Annotated in this window: 15 protein-coding genes and 1 rRNA gene; 3 read left to right on the top strand and 13 right to left on the bottom strand. The window is 39.9% G+C overall.

Going from position 1 to position 16,218, the window contains the following annotated elements; translation table 11 throughout:
* From A9970_RS08755 to spt, 7 genes are all read right to left on the bottom strand, one after another.
* Positions 1 to 81: ribosomal RNA gene (locus A9970_RS08755) — 16S ribosomal RNA — on the bottom strand; the annotation flags it as partial.
* 155 nt (positions 82 to 236) lie between these two features.
* Entirely contained in the window at positions 237 to 398 is a 162-nt protein-coding gene (locus tag A9970_RS08760) for a hypothetical protein (RefSeq protein ID WP_182982047.1), read from the bottom strand.
* A gap of 922 nt (positions 399 to 1,320) precedes the next feature.
* Positions 1,321 to 1,716: a GtrA family protein gene (locus A9970_RS08765; RefSeq protein WP_159727189.1), complete on the bottom strand. Its 396-nt coding sequence runs from the start codon at positions 1,714 to 1,716 to the stop codon at positions 1,321 to 1,323.
* A 2-nt stretch (positions 1,717 to 1,718) separates the two neighbouring features.
* On the bottom strand, positions 1,719 to 2,411 hold the full coding sequence (locus A9970_RS08770) for a CDP-alcohol phosphatidyltransferase family protein (RefSeq protein WP_153845640.1): 693 nt from the start codon (positions 2,409 to 2,411) through the stop codon (positions 1,719 to 1,721).
* Between the two features lie 9 nt (positions 2,412 to 2,420).
* Complete coding sequence (locus tag A9970_RS08775) at positions 2,421 to 3,413, bottom strand: NAD(P)-dependent oxidoreductase (protein WP_182982048.1); 993 nt, start codon at positions 3,411 to 3,413, stop codon at positions 2,421 to 2,423.
* The gene (locus tag A9970_RS08780) at positions 3,410 to 4,531 is read right to left on the bottom strand and encodes a hypothetical protein (protein WP_182982049.1); all 1,122 of its coding nucleotides are present in this window, start codon (positions 4,529 to 4,531) and stop codon (positions 3,410 to 3,412) included. Before A9970_RS08780 ends, A9970_RS08775 begins: the two co-directional genes overlap by 4 nt.
* An 11-nt stretch (positions 4,532 to 4,542) precedes the next feature.
* Positions 4,543 to 5,742: a serine palmitoyltransferase gene (gene spt, locus A9970_RS08785; RefSeq protein WP_153845643.1), complete on the bottom strand. Its 1,200-nt coding sequence runs from the start codon at positions 5,740 to 5,742 to the stop codon at positions 4,543 to 4,545.
* Between the two features lie 409 nt (positions 5,743 to 6,151).
* Here spt and smpB point away from each other — a divergent pair, with 409 nt between their 5' ends.
* Positions 6,152 to 6,607 (top strand): SsrA-binding protein SmpB, encoded by a 456-nt coding sequence (gene smpB / locus A9970_RS08790; RefSeq protein WP_182982050.1) that lies wholly within the window; start codon positions 6,152 to 6,154, stop codon positions 6,605 to 6,607.
* A 1-nt stretch (position 6,608) separates the two neighbouring features.
* Here the strand turns inward: smpB and A9970_RS08795 are convergent, their stop codons facing one another.
* The gene (locus A9970_RS08795) at positions 6,609 to 7,511 is read right to left on the bottom strand and encodes an AraC family transcriptional regulator (protein WP_182982051.1); all 903 of its coding nucleotides are present in this window, start codon (positions 7,509 to 7,511) and stop codon (positions 6,609 to 6,611) included.
* Positions 7,512 to 7,684: 173 nt separating this feature from the next.
* Here A9970_RS08795 and A9970_RS08800 point away from each other — a divergent pair, with 173 nt between their 5' ends.
* Positions 7,685 to 9,187 carry an aldehyde dehydrogenase family protein gene (locus A9970_RS08800; RefSeq protein ID WP_159727191.1) on the top strand — a complete coding sequence of 501 codons (1,503 nt, stop codon included), beginning with the start codon at positions 7,685 to 7,687 and terminating at the stop codon, positions 9,185 to 9,187.
* 120 nt (positions 9,188 to 9,307) lie between these two features.
* On the top strand, positions 9,308 to 9,682 hold the full coding sequence (locus tag A9970_RS08805; RefSeq protein ID WP_046672734.1) for a DUF779 domain-containing protein: 375 nt from the start codon (positions 9,308 to 9,310) through the stop codon (positions 9,680 to 9,682).
* A 90-nt stretch (positions 9,683 to 9,772) separates the two neighbouring features.
* On the opposite strand, the gene A9970_RS08810 is transcribed toward A9970_RS08805, so the two are convergent.
* The 5 genes from A9970_RS08810 to A9970_RS08830 form a co-directional block, all read right to left on the bottom strand.
* A complete protein-coding gene (locus A9970_RS08810; protein WP_075994203.1) occupies positions 9,773 to 10,174 on the bottom strand; it encodes an acyl-CoA thioesterase in 402 nt (133 codons plus the stop codon).
* 68 nt (positions 10,175 to 10,242) lie between these two features.
* Entirely contained in the window at positions 10,243 to 12,066 is a 1,824-nt protein-coding gene (locus tag A9970_RS08815; RefSeq protein WP_182982052.1) for a MutS-related protein, read from the bottom strand.
* Positions 12,067 to 12,171: 105 nt separating this feature from the next.
* Complete coding sequence (locus A9970_RS08820; RefSeq protein WP_182982053.1) at positions 12,172 to 12,828, bottom strand: protein-L-isoaspartate(D-aspartate) O-methyltransferase; 657 nt, start codon at positions 12,826 to 12,828, stop codon at positions 12,172 to 12,174.
* Between the two features lie 233 nt (positions 12,829 to 13,061).
* On the bottom strand, positions 13,062 to 15,545 hold the full coding sequence (gene priA / locus A9970_RS08825; protein WP_182982054.1) for a primosomal protein N': 2,484 nt from the start codon (positions 15,543 to 15,545) through the stop codon (positions 13,062 to 13,064).
* Between the two features lie 241 nt (positions 15,546 to 15,786).
* Positions 15,787 to 16,176, bottom strand: coding sequence for a DUF423 domain-containing protein (locus A9970_RS08830; protein ID WP_046672738.1), 390 nt, complete (start codon positions 16,174 to 16,176; stop codon positions 15,787 to 15,789).
* Between the last annotated feature and the right edge of the window lie 42 nt (positions 16,177 to 16,218).

A 16,218-nucleotide genomic window follows, 5' to 3' on the forward strand; every position in this document is an offset into this window, starting at 1 on the left:
CTCCGACGGATCCCGTCCGACTTGCATGTATTAGGCCTGCCGCTAGCGTTCATCCTGAGCCAGGATCAAACTCTCCATTGTAAAATGAAGTTTTTGATTCCAACTATTTACATAATCAGAATTCTTTTTTTATATCTCTGATCTTGGATCGAATTGAACTAATTCTTGAATTTGTTCATGACTTTCGTTTGTCTACTCGTCACGCTTACATGATTGTGTTTTCTTAAAGAACTTTGTTACTCGTCACGCTTACATGATTGTGTTTTCTTAAAGAACTTTGTCGCTTCAACTTCCGTATCCGCTATATTCCGATAGGCATTGCGCCCCTCTTTATCGTTTTGTTTTTCCCTTCGTTTCCGTTGGGACTGCAAAGGTAGAAATCTTTTTTGAACTTCCAAAAACTTTTTTAAGTTTTTTTTTCTTTTCTCTTTTTTCGATTTCCGCGTTTAAAATAAACTGAACGGGATTTTAAATCCTGTCAGGCTTCTCTTAAACCCTTCTTTTTTCATGATTCCTTCTTTCGAAGCAACCGTTCCTCCTTTGCGGAGTGGTGCAAAGATAGGGAGTTTTAACAATCACTTCCAAGCCTTTTGTTCTTATTATTTTCATTTTATCCTTAACTGCCTGTAAAGGTGCGAGATTCTTTTTGTAAAACAGGTGATCGGAAGGGCGGAATGGCTGATCCGGCCGCCAGATTGGGCCACATAGCGGGATCTGGCAACGAAACATCCCGAATTGCACATGCAGGGTCTACTGCCCCACCGACGCAGCATAGCAAAGGGAGATCGGAAAACGCAAACATAACAGAGAACCGCATAGTTTAATATCATCGATATATATATAATAGTGATAGGATGTGACCGCGAAGCGCAACCGCAGCGGAATAGAAGATGGCGGAACCAGTCTAAAGTAAACCTTGATCAATTCTCATTTTGGTATAGAGTTTACTTAGGGTTTAGTTAGGGTTTGTTTAGGTATAGCTTAGGTTATAGCTAAACTAACCCTAACCAAAAGCTAACTAAATACCAATTAAAATCTAGTTTAAAGAAGAACTAAATAAAAGCGAATAAACAGAGCCAACAAATAAGATAGTAGCACGCTTCACCTCGGATTTGCCCCAGAGAAACAGAAAACAACAGCGATTTGAAGGAATATAACAGAGATAAGACGCTAAGAAGCCCTTTTAGTCTAGAACAAGAGCTAAACTAACATCCTACAAAACCAAAACTAGGTAAGAAAAGAGCAAGAGAGATCAAAGAATCAGAAAACAGAAAAGAAACTGAAACCAGCTAAAGCTGATTCGCAAAAAGAAGGAAATTACTATTTCTCCTCCGCTTTAAAAACCCAAAAACGCTGAAGTGTATAGTTGAAGCCCAAAGAAACGAGCAGCTCAACGACTAGTTTTGAGAACAAAAAGTTTAAATGATATACATCCACCAGAAAATGAATTCCTGTAGACTTCAATGCAATACTACCACAGACGACAATCACAAATTTCCATAGCTGACTCCCAACAGACTTTTGCGTACTACCAAAGGACCAATATCGATTGATCAAAAAATTAACAACAGCACCAAGGCTACCACTAATAGCATTAGAAAAAGGAGCACTGATATGAAGTAGCTTATAACAAGCAGAGTATACTCCAAAATCAAACAATCCGCCTAAAAAGGCGGAAAGTTGAGCTTTTAAAAAAGTAATAACTTTTGAAGACATCGTTAAATAGCCTCCTCCTGCTGTTTTTTTAGTTTATCCTCTTTGTCTTTTTCATCGCCTAATTTAAGAAGTAGGCGTGTATCATTTGCATTAATTATAAAAAGTGCAATACAGATTACCAGTACACACCAATTAATAGATCCTGGCATTAAAACTTCAAAGAGCATAACCAATGAAATAATCACTCGAATTTCAGTAGGCCCCAAAATTCCGGCGTCTATCGTATACTTATCTGTAATTCTATACCTGAGCTGAGAAATAATCATTGCCCAGCCATATAATGCGACCAATGTAAATCCCAGATACTTAAAATCGCCCACGGTATACAACACATATCCCAATCCTATAAAAACCGTACTGATCCAATCCATTACAATATCCAGTGCGAAACCGTACCAGCGACGGGATTTATTGCGGTAGAATGCGATACGCCCATCTAATGAATCACCAAACCATTGCACAAAGAAACCAGGAATTCCTAAAAGTAAATAGCGAATATCAACATATTCAGCCAGTATAAAACTCCCCAATATCATTAAGGAACCTAAAAATCCAATTGCCGTAAGTCCATCCGAAGTAATCCAATTGGGGATTCTAGGAACGAGGTACGAAATAAGTTTTTGTTCGGGTTCACTTAAGATATTTGTTCTCTTTCTATCCTGAAAAAGTTTTTTATTTATTTTTAACTCACTCATTATCTGCGATTATAGCCATTTATTTTCTTTATACCAAGCCAATGCTTCCATTAAGCCTTTCTTCAAATCATATTTAGGTTGGTATTGTAGCTGACGTTGAGCCGCCGAGATATCACAGCCCCAGTTTTCAGCTGTAAGTTCATTCAGCCGTTCAGGATATAGTACAGGTATTGCTTTAGAATTTTTATACAAACGTTCAAAAATAACCGCGATAGTCTTCACGACACCCAAAGGAATATGCATACGAATCATTTTCTTTTGGCTAAACTCTTTGAAAAACCTAGCCAACTCATAACGCCCATATACCTGCCCATCACTGAGGTTATACACCTGCTTTCCACCTTGGTCAAAACGACAGGCATGAATGATCGCCTGTACCAAGTCGGCAACATAAATAAAGCTAAGCTTTTGAGGAGAGCGACCAACATAGGCATCCAGGCCTCCGTTCATTGTTTTAAAAACAATAAAAATATCCTTTTCCCGAGGGCCGTATACTGCAGTAGGGCGCAAAATCGTTAGTGGCTGATCTTTAAAATCATTCAACGCGAACTCCGCTTTCTGCTTACTACGACCATACGCCGTAACAGGACGATAAAGGTTGCTTTCATCGATAGGGTTAGCATCGTAGTTAACAGGACCGATCGCCGCAAGACTACTAACGAAAACAAATCTTTTGATGGGAGTTTTTAAAGAAAAACAAGCTGATGCCAAGTTTTTTGTATAACCAACATTGACCTTTTCAAGATCTTCTTCATGTTTGGCACGAGTCATTGCCGCAGCATGAACAACATAGGTATAGTTTTCCGCTTCCAGTAATTCTCTGATAGACTCTTCATCAGAGAAATCCGGATAAACAAATTTATCTACAACGGAGCGAATTTCTGAAACATCACTTGACTTCCTCACCGCGGCATGAACTTCCATCCCCGCCTCTTTCGCTGCTCTTGTCAAATGATAGCCTACAAAACCACTCGCTCCGGTGATTAATACTTTTTCTATCATAATGATTTTTGATACAAACGATAACGTTTGTACAATTCTCCATTCATTTGTTCAATAGCGTGGTTCATCATGTAATTATGCTCCAACATCCATGAACATTCGGCCCCCTTAATATTAGAATCTTTTGATTCTTTTATAATTCGGCCATACAAACATGCTTCAATACCAAGTTTACGGTAGTCTTCCAATACCCCTAACATGAGTACACGAAGCAAGTTGATTTTTTTCTTTCCAAATAACAATTTAAAAATACCCGTAGGAAGTAGACGTCCTCGCTTCACTTTGATAAGGATCTGATTTATATCAGGTATCCCTAGACCAAAGCCAATAAGCTCACCATCTTTCTCTGCAACGATAGCAAAACGTGGATCGAGAATCATTTTTAAATCTTTGGCCGTATAATTAAATTCGTCCTCTGTCATCGGAACAAAACCTGAATTTTTATCCCATGCTCTATTATAAATGTCACGAACTTTTGCTGCCTCGTTTTCAAAATCCTTCACATTGAATTGACGCAATGTAATACCAGATCTTTTCAAACGCTCTTCCAGTCTATCCAAAAGCAATACAGAACGTTTATCCGCAGACTTTTCCATGACCAAATAAGCTCTCAAATCCACTTTATGTCCATAGCCTGAATTGGTAATCAAGTCGATATAATAAGGTGAATTGTAGGGCATCATGGCTACTGGAGGCTTATCAAAACCGTCAACCAATAAACCAACGGTATCATTGGTCGATAAATTGATCGGCCCAACGATCGTATCCCCACCTTTAGCTTTAACCCATTTTTCTACGGTTTCAAATAACGCGTTTGCGACTTCTTGATCATCTATACAATCGAAAAAACCCCACTGTCCTTCATTCACATGATTAAAGGCATTATGGTTGTTGTTCCAGATGGCACATATACGACCAACAATCTTATCGTTACGATAAGCTAGAAAAGGTTGTGCTTGGGAATGTTTATAAAAGGGATGCTTGTCAGGGGAAAGCAAATCGTTTTGTTCAAGAAATAAGGCAGGTACATAATTAGGATTTCCCTCATAGAGACTATGAGGGAAATCTATAAACAGCCGTCTTTGTTTCTTTGTTTCAACGGGTATAATCTGAATCATACGATTAGATTTTATATTAATGTTTCAACTTCAGCTTGTTTGAATACTTTAACCATCTTCTCAATAGCCTCGTCGATTTGGTCATAAGTATGTGTCGCCATCAATGAAAAACGAATCAAAGACTCTTCCGCAGGAACTGCCGGAGAAACAACTGGATTAACGAATACACCATCATCTTGGAGCATTTTAGTTACCCAGAACGTTTTTTCATTGCTACGAATAAAGATTGGTAGAATAGGACTTTCCGTAGCACCTAAATCAAACCCATGATCCAGTAATTGTGCTTTGGCATAATCTGTATTTTTCCATAATTTTTCAATATGCTCTGGCTCATTTTGAATAATTTCCAAAGCTTTCAATGTTGAAGCCACCGAAGCTGGAGTCATTGAAGCACTGAACATCACAGAGCGCGCATTATGTTTTAAGAAATCAATCACATCTGCATCACCGGCCACAAATCCACCTAAAGAAGCTAACGATTTACTAAATGTACCCATAATCAAGTCTACATCATCATTAAGCCCAAAATGAGAAGCTGTACCAGCTCCTTTGTGCCCAATAACACCTAAACTGTGTGCGTCATCGACCATTACGGCAGCATCAAACTCATTGGCAATCGATGTAAGTTCAGGCAAATTAACAATATCACCCTCCATACTAAAGATACCATCCGTACAAATTAACTTCGCACTATCCTCAGGTAGCCGTGATAACTTAGCACGTAAGTCCTCCATATTGTTATGACCGTATTTGATTACTTTGGAAAAAGACAAACGGCTACCATCAATAATTGACGCGTGGTCACGTTCATCCAACAAAATATAATCATTACGTCCCATTAGACATGACAAAGGCCCTAGATTTGATTGGAATCCTGTACTAAAAAGAATAGCGGATTCTTTACCTACATAAGCAGATAATTTTTCTTCCAGTTCCACGTGAATATCCAACGTACCGTTTAAGAAACGAGATCCAGCACATCCAGTACCATACTTTTCCAAAGCATCTTGCGCTGCTTTTATAATACGTGTATCAGTCGTTAACCCTAAATAAGAGTTAGAACCAAACATCAATACACGTCTACCATCGATTTTTACTTCGGTATCTTGTTTTGATTGAATAGGTCTAAAATAGGCATATAAGCCCTTAGCTTTCAACTCCTCAACAATCTTAAATTGCGATATTTTTTCGCCTAACTTTCCTTTACTCATGCGATAAAAAGGTATTTCTAAAACTATTTCTAACTTTTAGATGTTATTGTAACAAACAAAATTATCGAATTGGACTTTTATATAAAAAACTCGGTCTCCGACTAAAAATCTGCTATATCCACAATGTAAGTTGAAATTCTACGTTGTATAGATTCACAATAATTCCAAAAACGTTGCAAACATACGAAAACATAATCTGACTTTCACTTAAATTTAGTCATATTTTTAACACATCGCCCAAAACTGTTAATTTTATTTTAATACTCCGCTAACATCTGTCCACACAATTCTACTTTAAAATAAGACAATTTTAATAATTATATTTGCGAACTTTAAATTATCCTATAATTAGTTACATTTAGGTTCATTGCAATAGCAATGGTATAGACTTACTAATATACAACAATATATGGCTTTATCTTCAGATATCAATATAAAAAATAAAAAAGCTTCTTTTGAATACCACTTACTGGACAAGTACATTGCAGGAATTCGATTATTGGGTACCGAAATAAAATCAATACGCGAAGGAAAGGCAAATATTAACGATAGTTTCTGTAGTTTTTTTGAGGACGGATTATACATCCGTAACATGCACATTGCCGAATACTCCATGGGATCTTTCTATAACCATGAAGCAAAACGCGACCGTCAACTGCTATTGACAAAAAGAGAATTAAAAAAACTGAAAGAGAAAGGGGAAGAACGTGGTTTTACCATTATACCCCTACGCATCTTTATCAGTTCACGGGGTTTTGCCAAAGTTGAAATTGCCTTGGCACAGGGTAAAAAAGATTTTGACAAACGAGAAAACATCAAAGAAAAAGATATTAAACGTGAGCTTGATCGCGTGATGAAATTCTAGATTAACGCGCCAGGACAAATGCGCCTGGCGTCATTCCTACCCTGCTTTTAAAAAGCCGAACAAAATAGTTGACATCATTAAATCCAGCCCCATAGCAGGACTCCTTTACATTACGAGTGAGTAAAAGCATTTTTTTTGCCTTCTCGATACGCTGTTGGATCACATACTCCATCGGACTAAGTCCAAGTTCACGGTTAAACATCCGCGTAAGGCTTGCTTTGCTCATATGAGCAGTCCGCTCCAATTGACCAATTGAAATTTTCTCGGTAATATGTTTCTGAATAAATTCCTGCACGTGTAACAGCACTTTATTAGGTGACTTCCCAATTTTTAATGCAATCAGCGACTGTGACTGAAGTAGCCGAATCGTAAGCTCTTTAAAAGTCAAATCTGCAAGTACATCTTTCAACGGGTTTTCACTAATAATAATTTGAAACAACTTGTTCACCAGGTCGGCAAGCTCAGTCGAATTGTACAGATGAAAAAAATCCGGATCAAGCCCCCACTGATTGACGTGTTCTTTCGGATAAAACTCATTTAGATAGTCCAAGACTGCTGCTATCTTTTCTTTATGAATCGTTAAAGCGGTACACTGCGTGGGTTGATCGAGGGTCGCTTCTGGAAAATCAATATGCATAGCTACCGATGCAGGCAACACCATCATCTGACCCGGCAGATAGTCAAAAGCCTTTACATTCTCCAAATGCATGATCTTTTTACCCTGGATCATGTTAATCATAACCAAGTCATCAAAACATAAAGGCACATGCTGCGACACCCGATATGTTTCGTAGATATTAAGCTCCAAGCTATCTAACGTAAATGCGCGTCGGTTCTCCACTAATGTGCTAAGCTCCCCCGCGCGCGAAAATGGCAATGTATGAATCAGCGTCCTATCTCCCATAGTGCAACAATTAAATATAATTGGCAGTCAATCAAATATAATAAAAAAATAAATTATGACCGAAAGTCATCTGCCACAATTGTGCTATGTTTTGGATCAATTCTGCTACGCTATTGAATAATTGCTGGCTAACTTTGATAAGAAGGGATTAAAAATAATTAATAATAAACCATATGAGCGCAATCAAAAGACCATCGTTCAAAGAACGATATGACAACTACATTGGAGGTAAATTTGTCGCACCAATTCAAGGAAAATACTTTGATAATATCTCGCCAGTAGACGGAAAAGTGTTTACTCAAGTTGCCCATTCAACAAAAGAAGATCTGGATCTCGCTGTCAACACTGCAGCCAAAGCTTTTGAAACTTGGGGAAAAACCTCCGCTACAGAACGAAGTATTATCCTCAATAAAATTGCTGACCGTATTGAAGCTAATTTAGAATATATCGCAGCCGTTGAAACGATAGATAACGGAAAAGCTGTACGTGAAACACTCAATGCGGATATCCCATTAGCCATCGACCATTTCCGGTATTTTGCTGGTGTAATCCGTGCTGAAGAGGGATCCATAAGCGAACTGGACAGCAATACGGTGTCGCTGATTGTACACGAACCAATCGGGGTTGTTGCACAGATTATTCCATGGAATTTCCCGATTCTGATGGCCGTATGGAAACTAGCTCCGGCCCTTGCTGCAGGGAACACTGTCGTGTTAAAACCCGCTGAAAGTACACCAGCATCTATTCTTGTTCTTATGGAAATCATCGGTGATTTGATTCCTGCCGGAGTGGTCAATATCGTCAACGGTTTCGGCGCAGAGCTTGGTCGTTCCTTGGTCACAAATCCAAAGGTTTCCAAAGCAGCATTCACAGGCTCCACAGCAACAGGACGTTTGGTCATGCAATATGCTACTGAAAATATCATCCCAGTAACCCTAGAATTGGGCGGAAAATCGCCCAATATTTTCTTCAGTTCGGTTATGGATGCAGATGATGCATTTTTGGACAAAGCAGTTGAAGGGGCCGTATTATTCGCGCTCAACCAGGGCGAAATTTGCACCTGCCCATCTCGTCTACTGATCCAGGAGGATATTTATGAAAAATTCATCGCTAAAGTGGTCGATCGGGTTAATCAGATCAAAGTTGGGGATCCATTAGACCCAACAACAATGATGGGTGCACAGGCATCGAAGATTCAAAAAGATAAGATCATGTCCTATATTAAACTTGGCAAAGAAGAAGGAGCCGAAGTATTGACTGGCGGTGATGAAAACAATGTCGGCGCTGGTTTTGAAGAAGGCTACTACATCAAACCTACGCTATTCAAAGGAGATAATAGCATGCGCATTTTCCAGGAAGAAATCTTCGGCCCTGTGCTGGCAGTGACCACGTTCAAAGATGAACAAGAAGCAATTGCCATCGCCAACGATACCATGTATGGTCTCGGAGCAGGTGTATGGACCCGAGATGCACATCAGCTTTATCAGGTTCCACGTGCCATACAAGCTGGGCGTGTATGGGTAAATCAATACCACTCCTACCCAGCTGGCGCTCCATTTGGCGGATACAAACAATCAGGAATTGGACGGGAAAACCATAAAATGATGCTTGCACATTACAGACAGGCTAAGAATATGTTGATTTCCTACAGTAAAGAAAAACTTGGTTTCTTTTAACTGAAGCTTACCGGGTATACTTTTCGAACAGCTTGATACCCGAGTCTAGGGGGAGCAAATGCTGCCCCTTCCGCTGAATTTCATATGAACCAACGCTAAAACACATAAACTGATTTCACCATGATTAATAGATTAGACATCACTGAAAAAGCAAGGGAGCTCATTCATGAACTTGAAGCGAAGCATGGTAAATTAATGTTTTACCAGGCCGGAGGCTGCTGCGAGGGTACGCAACCACAGTGTTTTGAGGAAGGGGGATATTTTCCAAGGACGAATGACGCCATGATAGGCTTAGCTGAGGGATATGAATTTTGGGTAGATCGTGATCTCTTTGAATATTGGAAACATGCACATTTCACCCTCGATGTACTGGATGGGTTTGGTCCCGGAGGATTCTCATTGGAAACGCCACTGGGTAAAACTTTCAAAGTTCATTATCGCCTATTTACAGCCGAAGAGCTTAATGACCTCAGCCCAATCAAGCGAAACGAATGACTAAAAAGCATAAAACACCATAGAATCACAACACTGTAGAGATGACCAATAAAATTCTCCCCTGAGTTTCCGCATTCGGAAGCTAAAATTTTATTCAATATCCAAGCCTTCAAGGACTGGAATTGGCTGTTTGTTTTCATCTAGGGCAACAAATGTAAAAACACCCTCAATGGCCAGTTCTCTTCCTTCCTTGTACATATGTTCCAGAAATATATCGACCTTCACCTTCAAGCTGGTCCGGCCTACATTCTGAACCCTTGCAATAGCTTCAATAATACTTCCGGAAGGAATTGCCTTATTGAAGTCTATACGGTCCGTCGATACAGTCACCAAAGTTTTGCGGCAAAATCGTGTTGCAGCCATAAACGATACTTCGTCCATAATGGACATCGCCTTGCCGCCGAATAGCGTATCGTGATGATTCGTCAAAAACGGAAACACGGTCGTGCAGACGTGTGTTTCTGATAAATCAATACGTTCTTGTAAAGTCATTTATTTTTTTATTAAGTGGATTTAAGAGGAGACAAATGTAAACCAATCTAGCTCCAGTTCCGTCATTTTTATTCCATATTTTCGTCGATATCCACTCCTATACCTTTCAATAAAAGCGAAGCATTGAATATTTTACATTCTCCTATCTTCAGCTTATAATCAAACAGCATCTGACCCTCGTCGACACGAATGTCAAAATGGTAATTTTTGATATCTCCCGGAAATTCCTCTTGTAAACTGGACAGCTGTAAGTCATGTGTAGCCACCATACCTTTACCATCCAATCGAACCAGTTTCTTTATGATTGCACGGGAGCCGAGATATTTGTCGACCGAATTTGTCCCACGAAGCATCTCATCGATTAGGAAAAAACTATCGCTATGTGCTGAAACTGTATCCAATATAAATTTCATCCGATTCAATTCAGCTTTAAAGGTCGACGTACTTTCATTCAGATTATCCTTGATTCGCATATAGGATATCAGTTTATAAATCGGGAGCTGAAAAGAAGCCGCTGCAACTGCAGCTCCGGCATATGCCAAAATTGCATTAATACCTACTGTCCGCAGAAACGTACTCTTTCCAGCCATATTTGAACCTGTCACCAAAGCAACACGATGATCTATACTACTGTAATCATTGGCCACCACCTGATTGCTTGGAATCAATGGGTGATATAACCCTTGCGCTTCAATCTTATTTTCCAATGGGTTATCCAAAATTACTGGATAAATGTACGACGAATGGTTTCTCTTCCAAATAGCAAGGCTAGTTACAGCCTCAACCTTAGCTAAGGTATCGAATGAATTTAGAATCTCGTGTTCGTATTTATTCTTCCAGTCAACAATAGCCAATACTTGTCTAAAATCCCAAAGCAGAAACAGGTTTAGAAATATCCCGACAAAGACATTATTCCGGGCGTCCAAATTGTTAATAAGACCAGCGAGTTTTTTAAAGGCAAGGGAAATGGATTCTGTACCCTGGTTTTGTTTAAGCTCTCCCGCGATCTCCTGCATAGCAATAGAATTCCATGCGTGGTCTTCAATAGATTGAATTGCGTCTGCATATGATCCCAGCACGCCACCTATCTTGTCTATTCGAGAGGAGAACATGCTAACACTTCCCGCTTTGGCCAAGGCCCAAAGAATATGAAATAGCCCAATCAATGTTGCCACCCCAGCCAATTTTGGCACAAAAAAGCTGCCCGCTAAAGCGACCAAAAATAAAACAGGCCCTACTTTGATATAGACTCGCATGAAGGCATTTCCGAACTGAAAATTTCGGTCTTGAAAGTAATTTATCAAAAATGCTTTGATATCCAATTTATGGTTCAGATTGGCCAAAAGCTTTGCCTGAAAATCCCATATCCATTCCGATTCATTTTCAAGTTCCTGGGAAGCTTCTTGATTGCGTTGAATTTGATGGCTTTGGAGAGGTGCATCAAGCCAAGAAGCCAAAAGATCAATTCCCTGTTTGGTAGTTGCCCGATTTATCTGCGCAAATAAGGAGTATGTCCCAAAGACATCCATATCGGAGCTATAAGGATGAGCTCCATTTTCAAAATGCTGGCCATGATCATACATATTTAATTTTCCGTCTGCCAAGGCCTGTTCATTTGCCAAAACTTTCAGATAGGCTTCAAAATAGTTCTTCTGAAGCTCTAGCTGGCTCTGCTTCCGCACGAGATAGGCGAATAGGAACAATAATGCAAAAAAACAGAAAAAGACCAACGGAAGGCTTTCCAGTTGAAAGGTATAAAATAATAACGCTCCGCCACCGAGTATCACAAATAGCCGCGACAAGCTGAGCGTGTTGACTTGTTTATTTAATTTGAGGACAGTTGAAGCGATTTCGCGATGCTTCTGGTCATATAATATTGCAGTTGGGGTCATAAGGTGAATATTTATTCTTTCACGTTCATTTCAATTTAATCATGGATGTTTTGGTGTCGCTTATAGACCTTGGGGGAAGTCGTTTAAGCTGGTTGAATGGATATCCTACCAGGCCTGATCACCCACCAAAGGCACAAAACGAAAAGTATCCAATTCGATACGGTCAAAATCATTTTCACCGACACGAATGATCGTCATCATCTTTTGCGATTTTTCGTCTCCTACAGGGATCACAAAAATTCCGCCCATTTTCAGCTGCTTTAACATAAGCTCTGGCACGAATGGCGCCCCCGCAGTTACAATAATCTTGTCATAAGGAGCATGCTCCTCAATTCCCTTGGAGCCATCGCCCAAAAAGAAATTCGGTTTATAGCCCATGTAAGGCAACACTTGAATGGTTCGTTGATATAGGTTTTCCTGACGTTCGATGGTATACACCTCTGCGCCAAGTTCCAATAAGATACAGGTTTGGTATCCGGATCCGGTGCCAATTTCCAGTACTTTATCTCCTTTTTTGACGTGGAGCAGTTCAGATTGATAGGCGACGGTATACGGCTGTGAAATTGTTTGCCCGTCACCTATTGGAAAAGCAATGTCCCGATAGGCCTGATTCCAGAATGTTTCATCAAAAAAATAGTGTCGTGGTACCTTGCCAATGGCATCTAATACTTTCTGATCCGCAATCCCCCGGCTTTTAAGATGTTCAACCAATTTCTTACGAGCACCTTTCTCTCGATAATTATCAATAAACTTGTACGCCATGATGTTTCAAATTTACCTTTTAAAAGGCACATTAAGCAGAATTAATCACAAATAATTCAATACCAATACAGTACACATTTTCAAGTCAATTTGCTTTATTTTCCAAATCATCTGTCCTTATGCCCAATCTACGCTGACCTCTTGAATTGGGGACCGAACAAAACGATAAGCGCATGTGGTTTAACTTTACCTAAAACGCAAGTCTTTAAAAGCTATATGGGTAATAATTGTCGCTAATATGGATCTACATCGACCTGAACGCGTACACCAGCATTGGTTTTATCTATTTCAAAATCCAGGAGAACCGAACGGATCAATTCCTTGACCTTTGCAATACTAATATTTGTGCGTTCAATCTTCAAGGTAATGGTCTGGATAAAATTATTCCGAACGCGTGAAACTAAAGGCGGTTCCGGACCCAATACCCTTGCACCCAATTGTTGACGCAGCGCCGAGGCAAAACGATTGGCCGAATCATAACATTTCTGAAAATCCGTATGTTTAATATCAATCCGAATAAGCCGGTAGAAAGGAGGATAAAGATAGTTTTTTCGTTCTGTAATTTCCGTCATAAACATGCCTTCATAATCGTTATTGACCACCTGTTCTAACACCCGATGATTCGTGGTGTAGCTCTGAATGATCACTTTTCCGCCTGCTTCACGCCGACCTGCGCGTCCTGCTACCTGGGAAAACAACGAAAAAGATCGTTCATAGGAACGGAAATCCGGAAAGTTAATGATTGTATCTGCATTGACAACACCGATGAGGCTTACTCTTCCGAAATCGAGCCCCTTAGCGACCATTTGCGTTCCAATAAGAACATCAAATTCATGCTCATCAAAAGCCGTGATAATTTTGTCGAAACCGTATTTACCTTTTGTGGAATCCAGATCCAACCGACCGATGCGAATTTCGGGCATCAGGATTTCAAGTTCTTCCTCTACCCGTTCTGTACCGAACCCTTTACTTTCGATATGCGGCATTCCACAGGCGGGACAAACACGAAGTGGAGGCTCTACATGACCACAATAATGGCAATGCATCATATTAGAGCTCTTGTGATAGGTTAAGCTGACATCACAATTGACACATTTTGCAACGAATCCACAGGTATTACACTGGATCATTGTCGTGTGCCCACGTCTATTTTGAAATAATATAACCTGCTCTTTATTTTTTACGGCTTCTTCAATTGCCTTTAACAAGGTGCCAGAAAAATAGGAAAACATATTTTCTTTTCTTCCTTCTTCGGGAATATTCACCAACTCAATACTTGGCAATTGTGCGTTGCCATAACGCTCAAGCAGTTCAACAAAACCATACTTCTTAGCCTTGGCATTGTAATAACTTTCCAAAGAAGGCGTCGCTGATCCCAATAATACTTTGGTCTGATGTAGAAACCCGAGGTAAATAGCCGTATCGCGGGCATGGTAACGTGGGGCTGGATCAAACTGTTTGTAGGAGCTTTCATGCTCTTCATCAACGATGATAATCCCTAAATCCTGAAATGGCAGAAAAACTGAAGAACGGGCCCCAATCACGACCTGAAATTCATTTTTCATTACTTTATGCCATACCTCGGCACGTTCATTATCATTAAACTTGGAGTGGTACACCCCCAATTTATCGCCGAAATGCAGCTTTAAACGCGCCGTAATCTGTGCTGTCAGCGCAATCTCAGGCAGTAGATAGAGGGCTGATTTCCCCGCAGCGATTGCTTGTTCGATAAGTCGTATATAAATCTGTGTTTTTCCCGAAGCAGTAACACCATGTAACAGGGTAACTTCCTTCTCTTCAAACGACTCTTGTATTTCAGTATAGGCCCTTTGCTGGTTTTCATTAAATTGAAAATTGGCATCCAGTTCAATATCTTCCCCCTGGAACCGGGAAACAACCTTTTCCTTTATTTCAAAAACACCTTTGTCAATCAAAGCCGTAATAGCACCGTTACCACAGCCCGAGGCCTCAGCCAACATGGGCCGCGTGATCTCCTCGGTTTTTTTGACCAGCTGCATAAATGCCAATACCGCATCTTGTTGTTTTGGCGCACGGTTTAAGCTATCCAACAATTCTCTTTTTGCATCTTCATTTCTAAAGTCGGGCGCAAAACGTAAAAATGCTTTGGTCTTGGGTTTATATCTTTCTGTAATCTCTTCAGAAATCAAAACAATTCCTTTGTCAAATAATTGCTTCAATATGGGGAAGACTGTTTTTTGTCCCAGCAATTTCACAATATCATTGACTTTAAGTTCTCCCGCCACCTCCAAAGCCTCGATGATAAGATACTCTTTATCTGAAAGTGTAGAACGGTCAAAATCTGCCGCAATCGATGAAACGACTTTGGTCTCACTGGCCAGCTTCAATGCCGAAGGCAGCGCAGCCTGCATGACTTCGCCCAAACTACACATGTAATAATCCGCTAGCCAATCCCAAAGTTTAAATTGAGCCAAATTAACAATGGGTTTGTCATCAATGATGTCCAAAATATACTTTGCTTCATAGTGCTTTGGCGCCTCCTGACTAATTGACTTCACAACCGCAGAATAGATCTTATTCTTCCCAAATTGCACAATGACACGTACACCGACCTGCACACGATCATTCCAGTCAACCGGAATACGATAGGTATATGTTCTTGCCAATGCTAGTGGTAGGACCACATCAACAAACAGCGTATCTCTTTCACTAAAAATCGTAGATTGTGGATTGGACATAAATTCAAATTATGGTATAAAAGTACAAAAAAACCTTCAGGAAAAGAGTTCAAGCGACCCCGGAGATACATAAAACCGACAACAACCATACGGCCTCAAAGCGATATCGGAGTGAAAAAACCAAGAGATCACAGGTCAATCAATTGCAACCTAAAAAAGCCTTCCTGAAATCTATTCAAGAAGGCTCCGTTATAATTAGATACGAATATGATTTCGTATGAACATAGGCAATTAAATAGGATTACGATTTATTTTTTAGCGCAGCAATAAATAAAGCAACCCAGCCAACGATTAACGACAATCCTCCCAAAGGGGTGATAGGTCCTAAAATAGACGGATTTCCAAAGCCGGTTATTTCGCGCACGCTTAAGACATATAACGATCCCGAGAAAAAAAGTATACCAATGAGGAAAGCAATAAATGATACTTTAATGGAGTACGTCTTTGCTCGCGAAAAAGTAGATAAAAATAACAGTGCGAAGGTATGATAGAAATGATACTGATTTGCAGTTTTCCAAGTTTCAATATGATATGTACTTACCTTTCCTTCTAGACCATGAGCACCAAAGGCGCCTAATATTACAGCTAATGCTCCCAACAACGAAGCGGCTAAAATGATTTTCTTATTCATTATGTTAAAGTGAATGCTGAAAATGAGTTTCTAGCGATAAAT

The organism is Sphingobacterium sp. UME9 (assembly GCF_014170215.1).
Lineage (GTDB): Bacteria > Bacteroidota > Bacteroidia > Sphingobacteriales > Sphingobacteriaceae > Sphingobacterium > Sphingobacterium paramultivorum.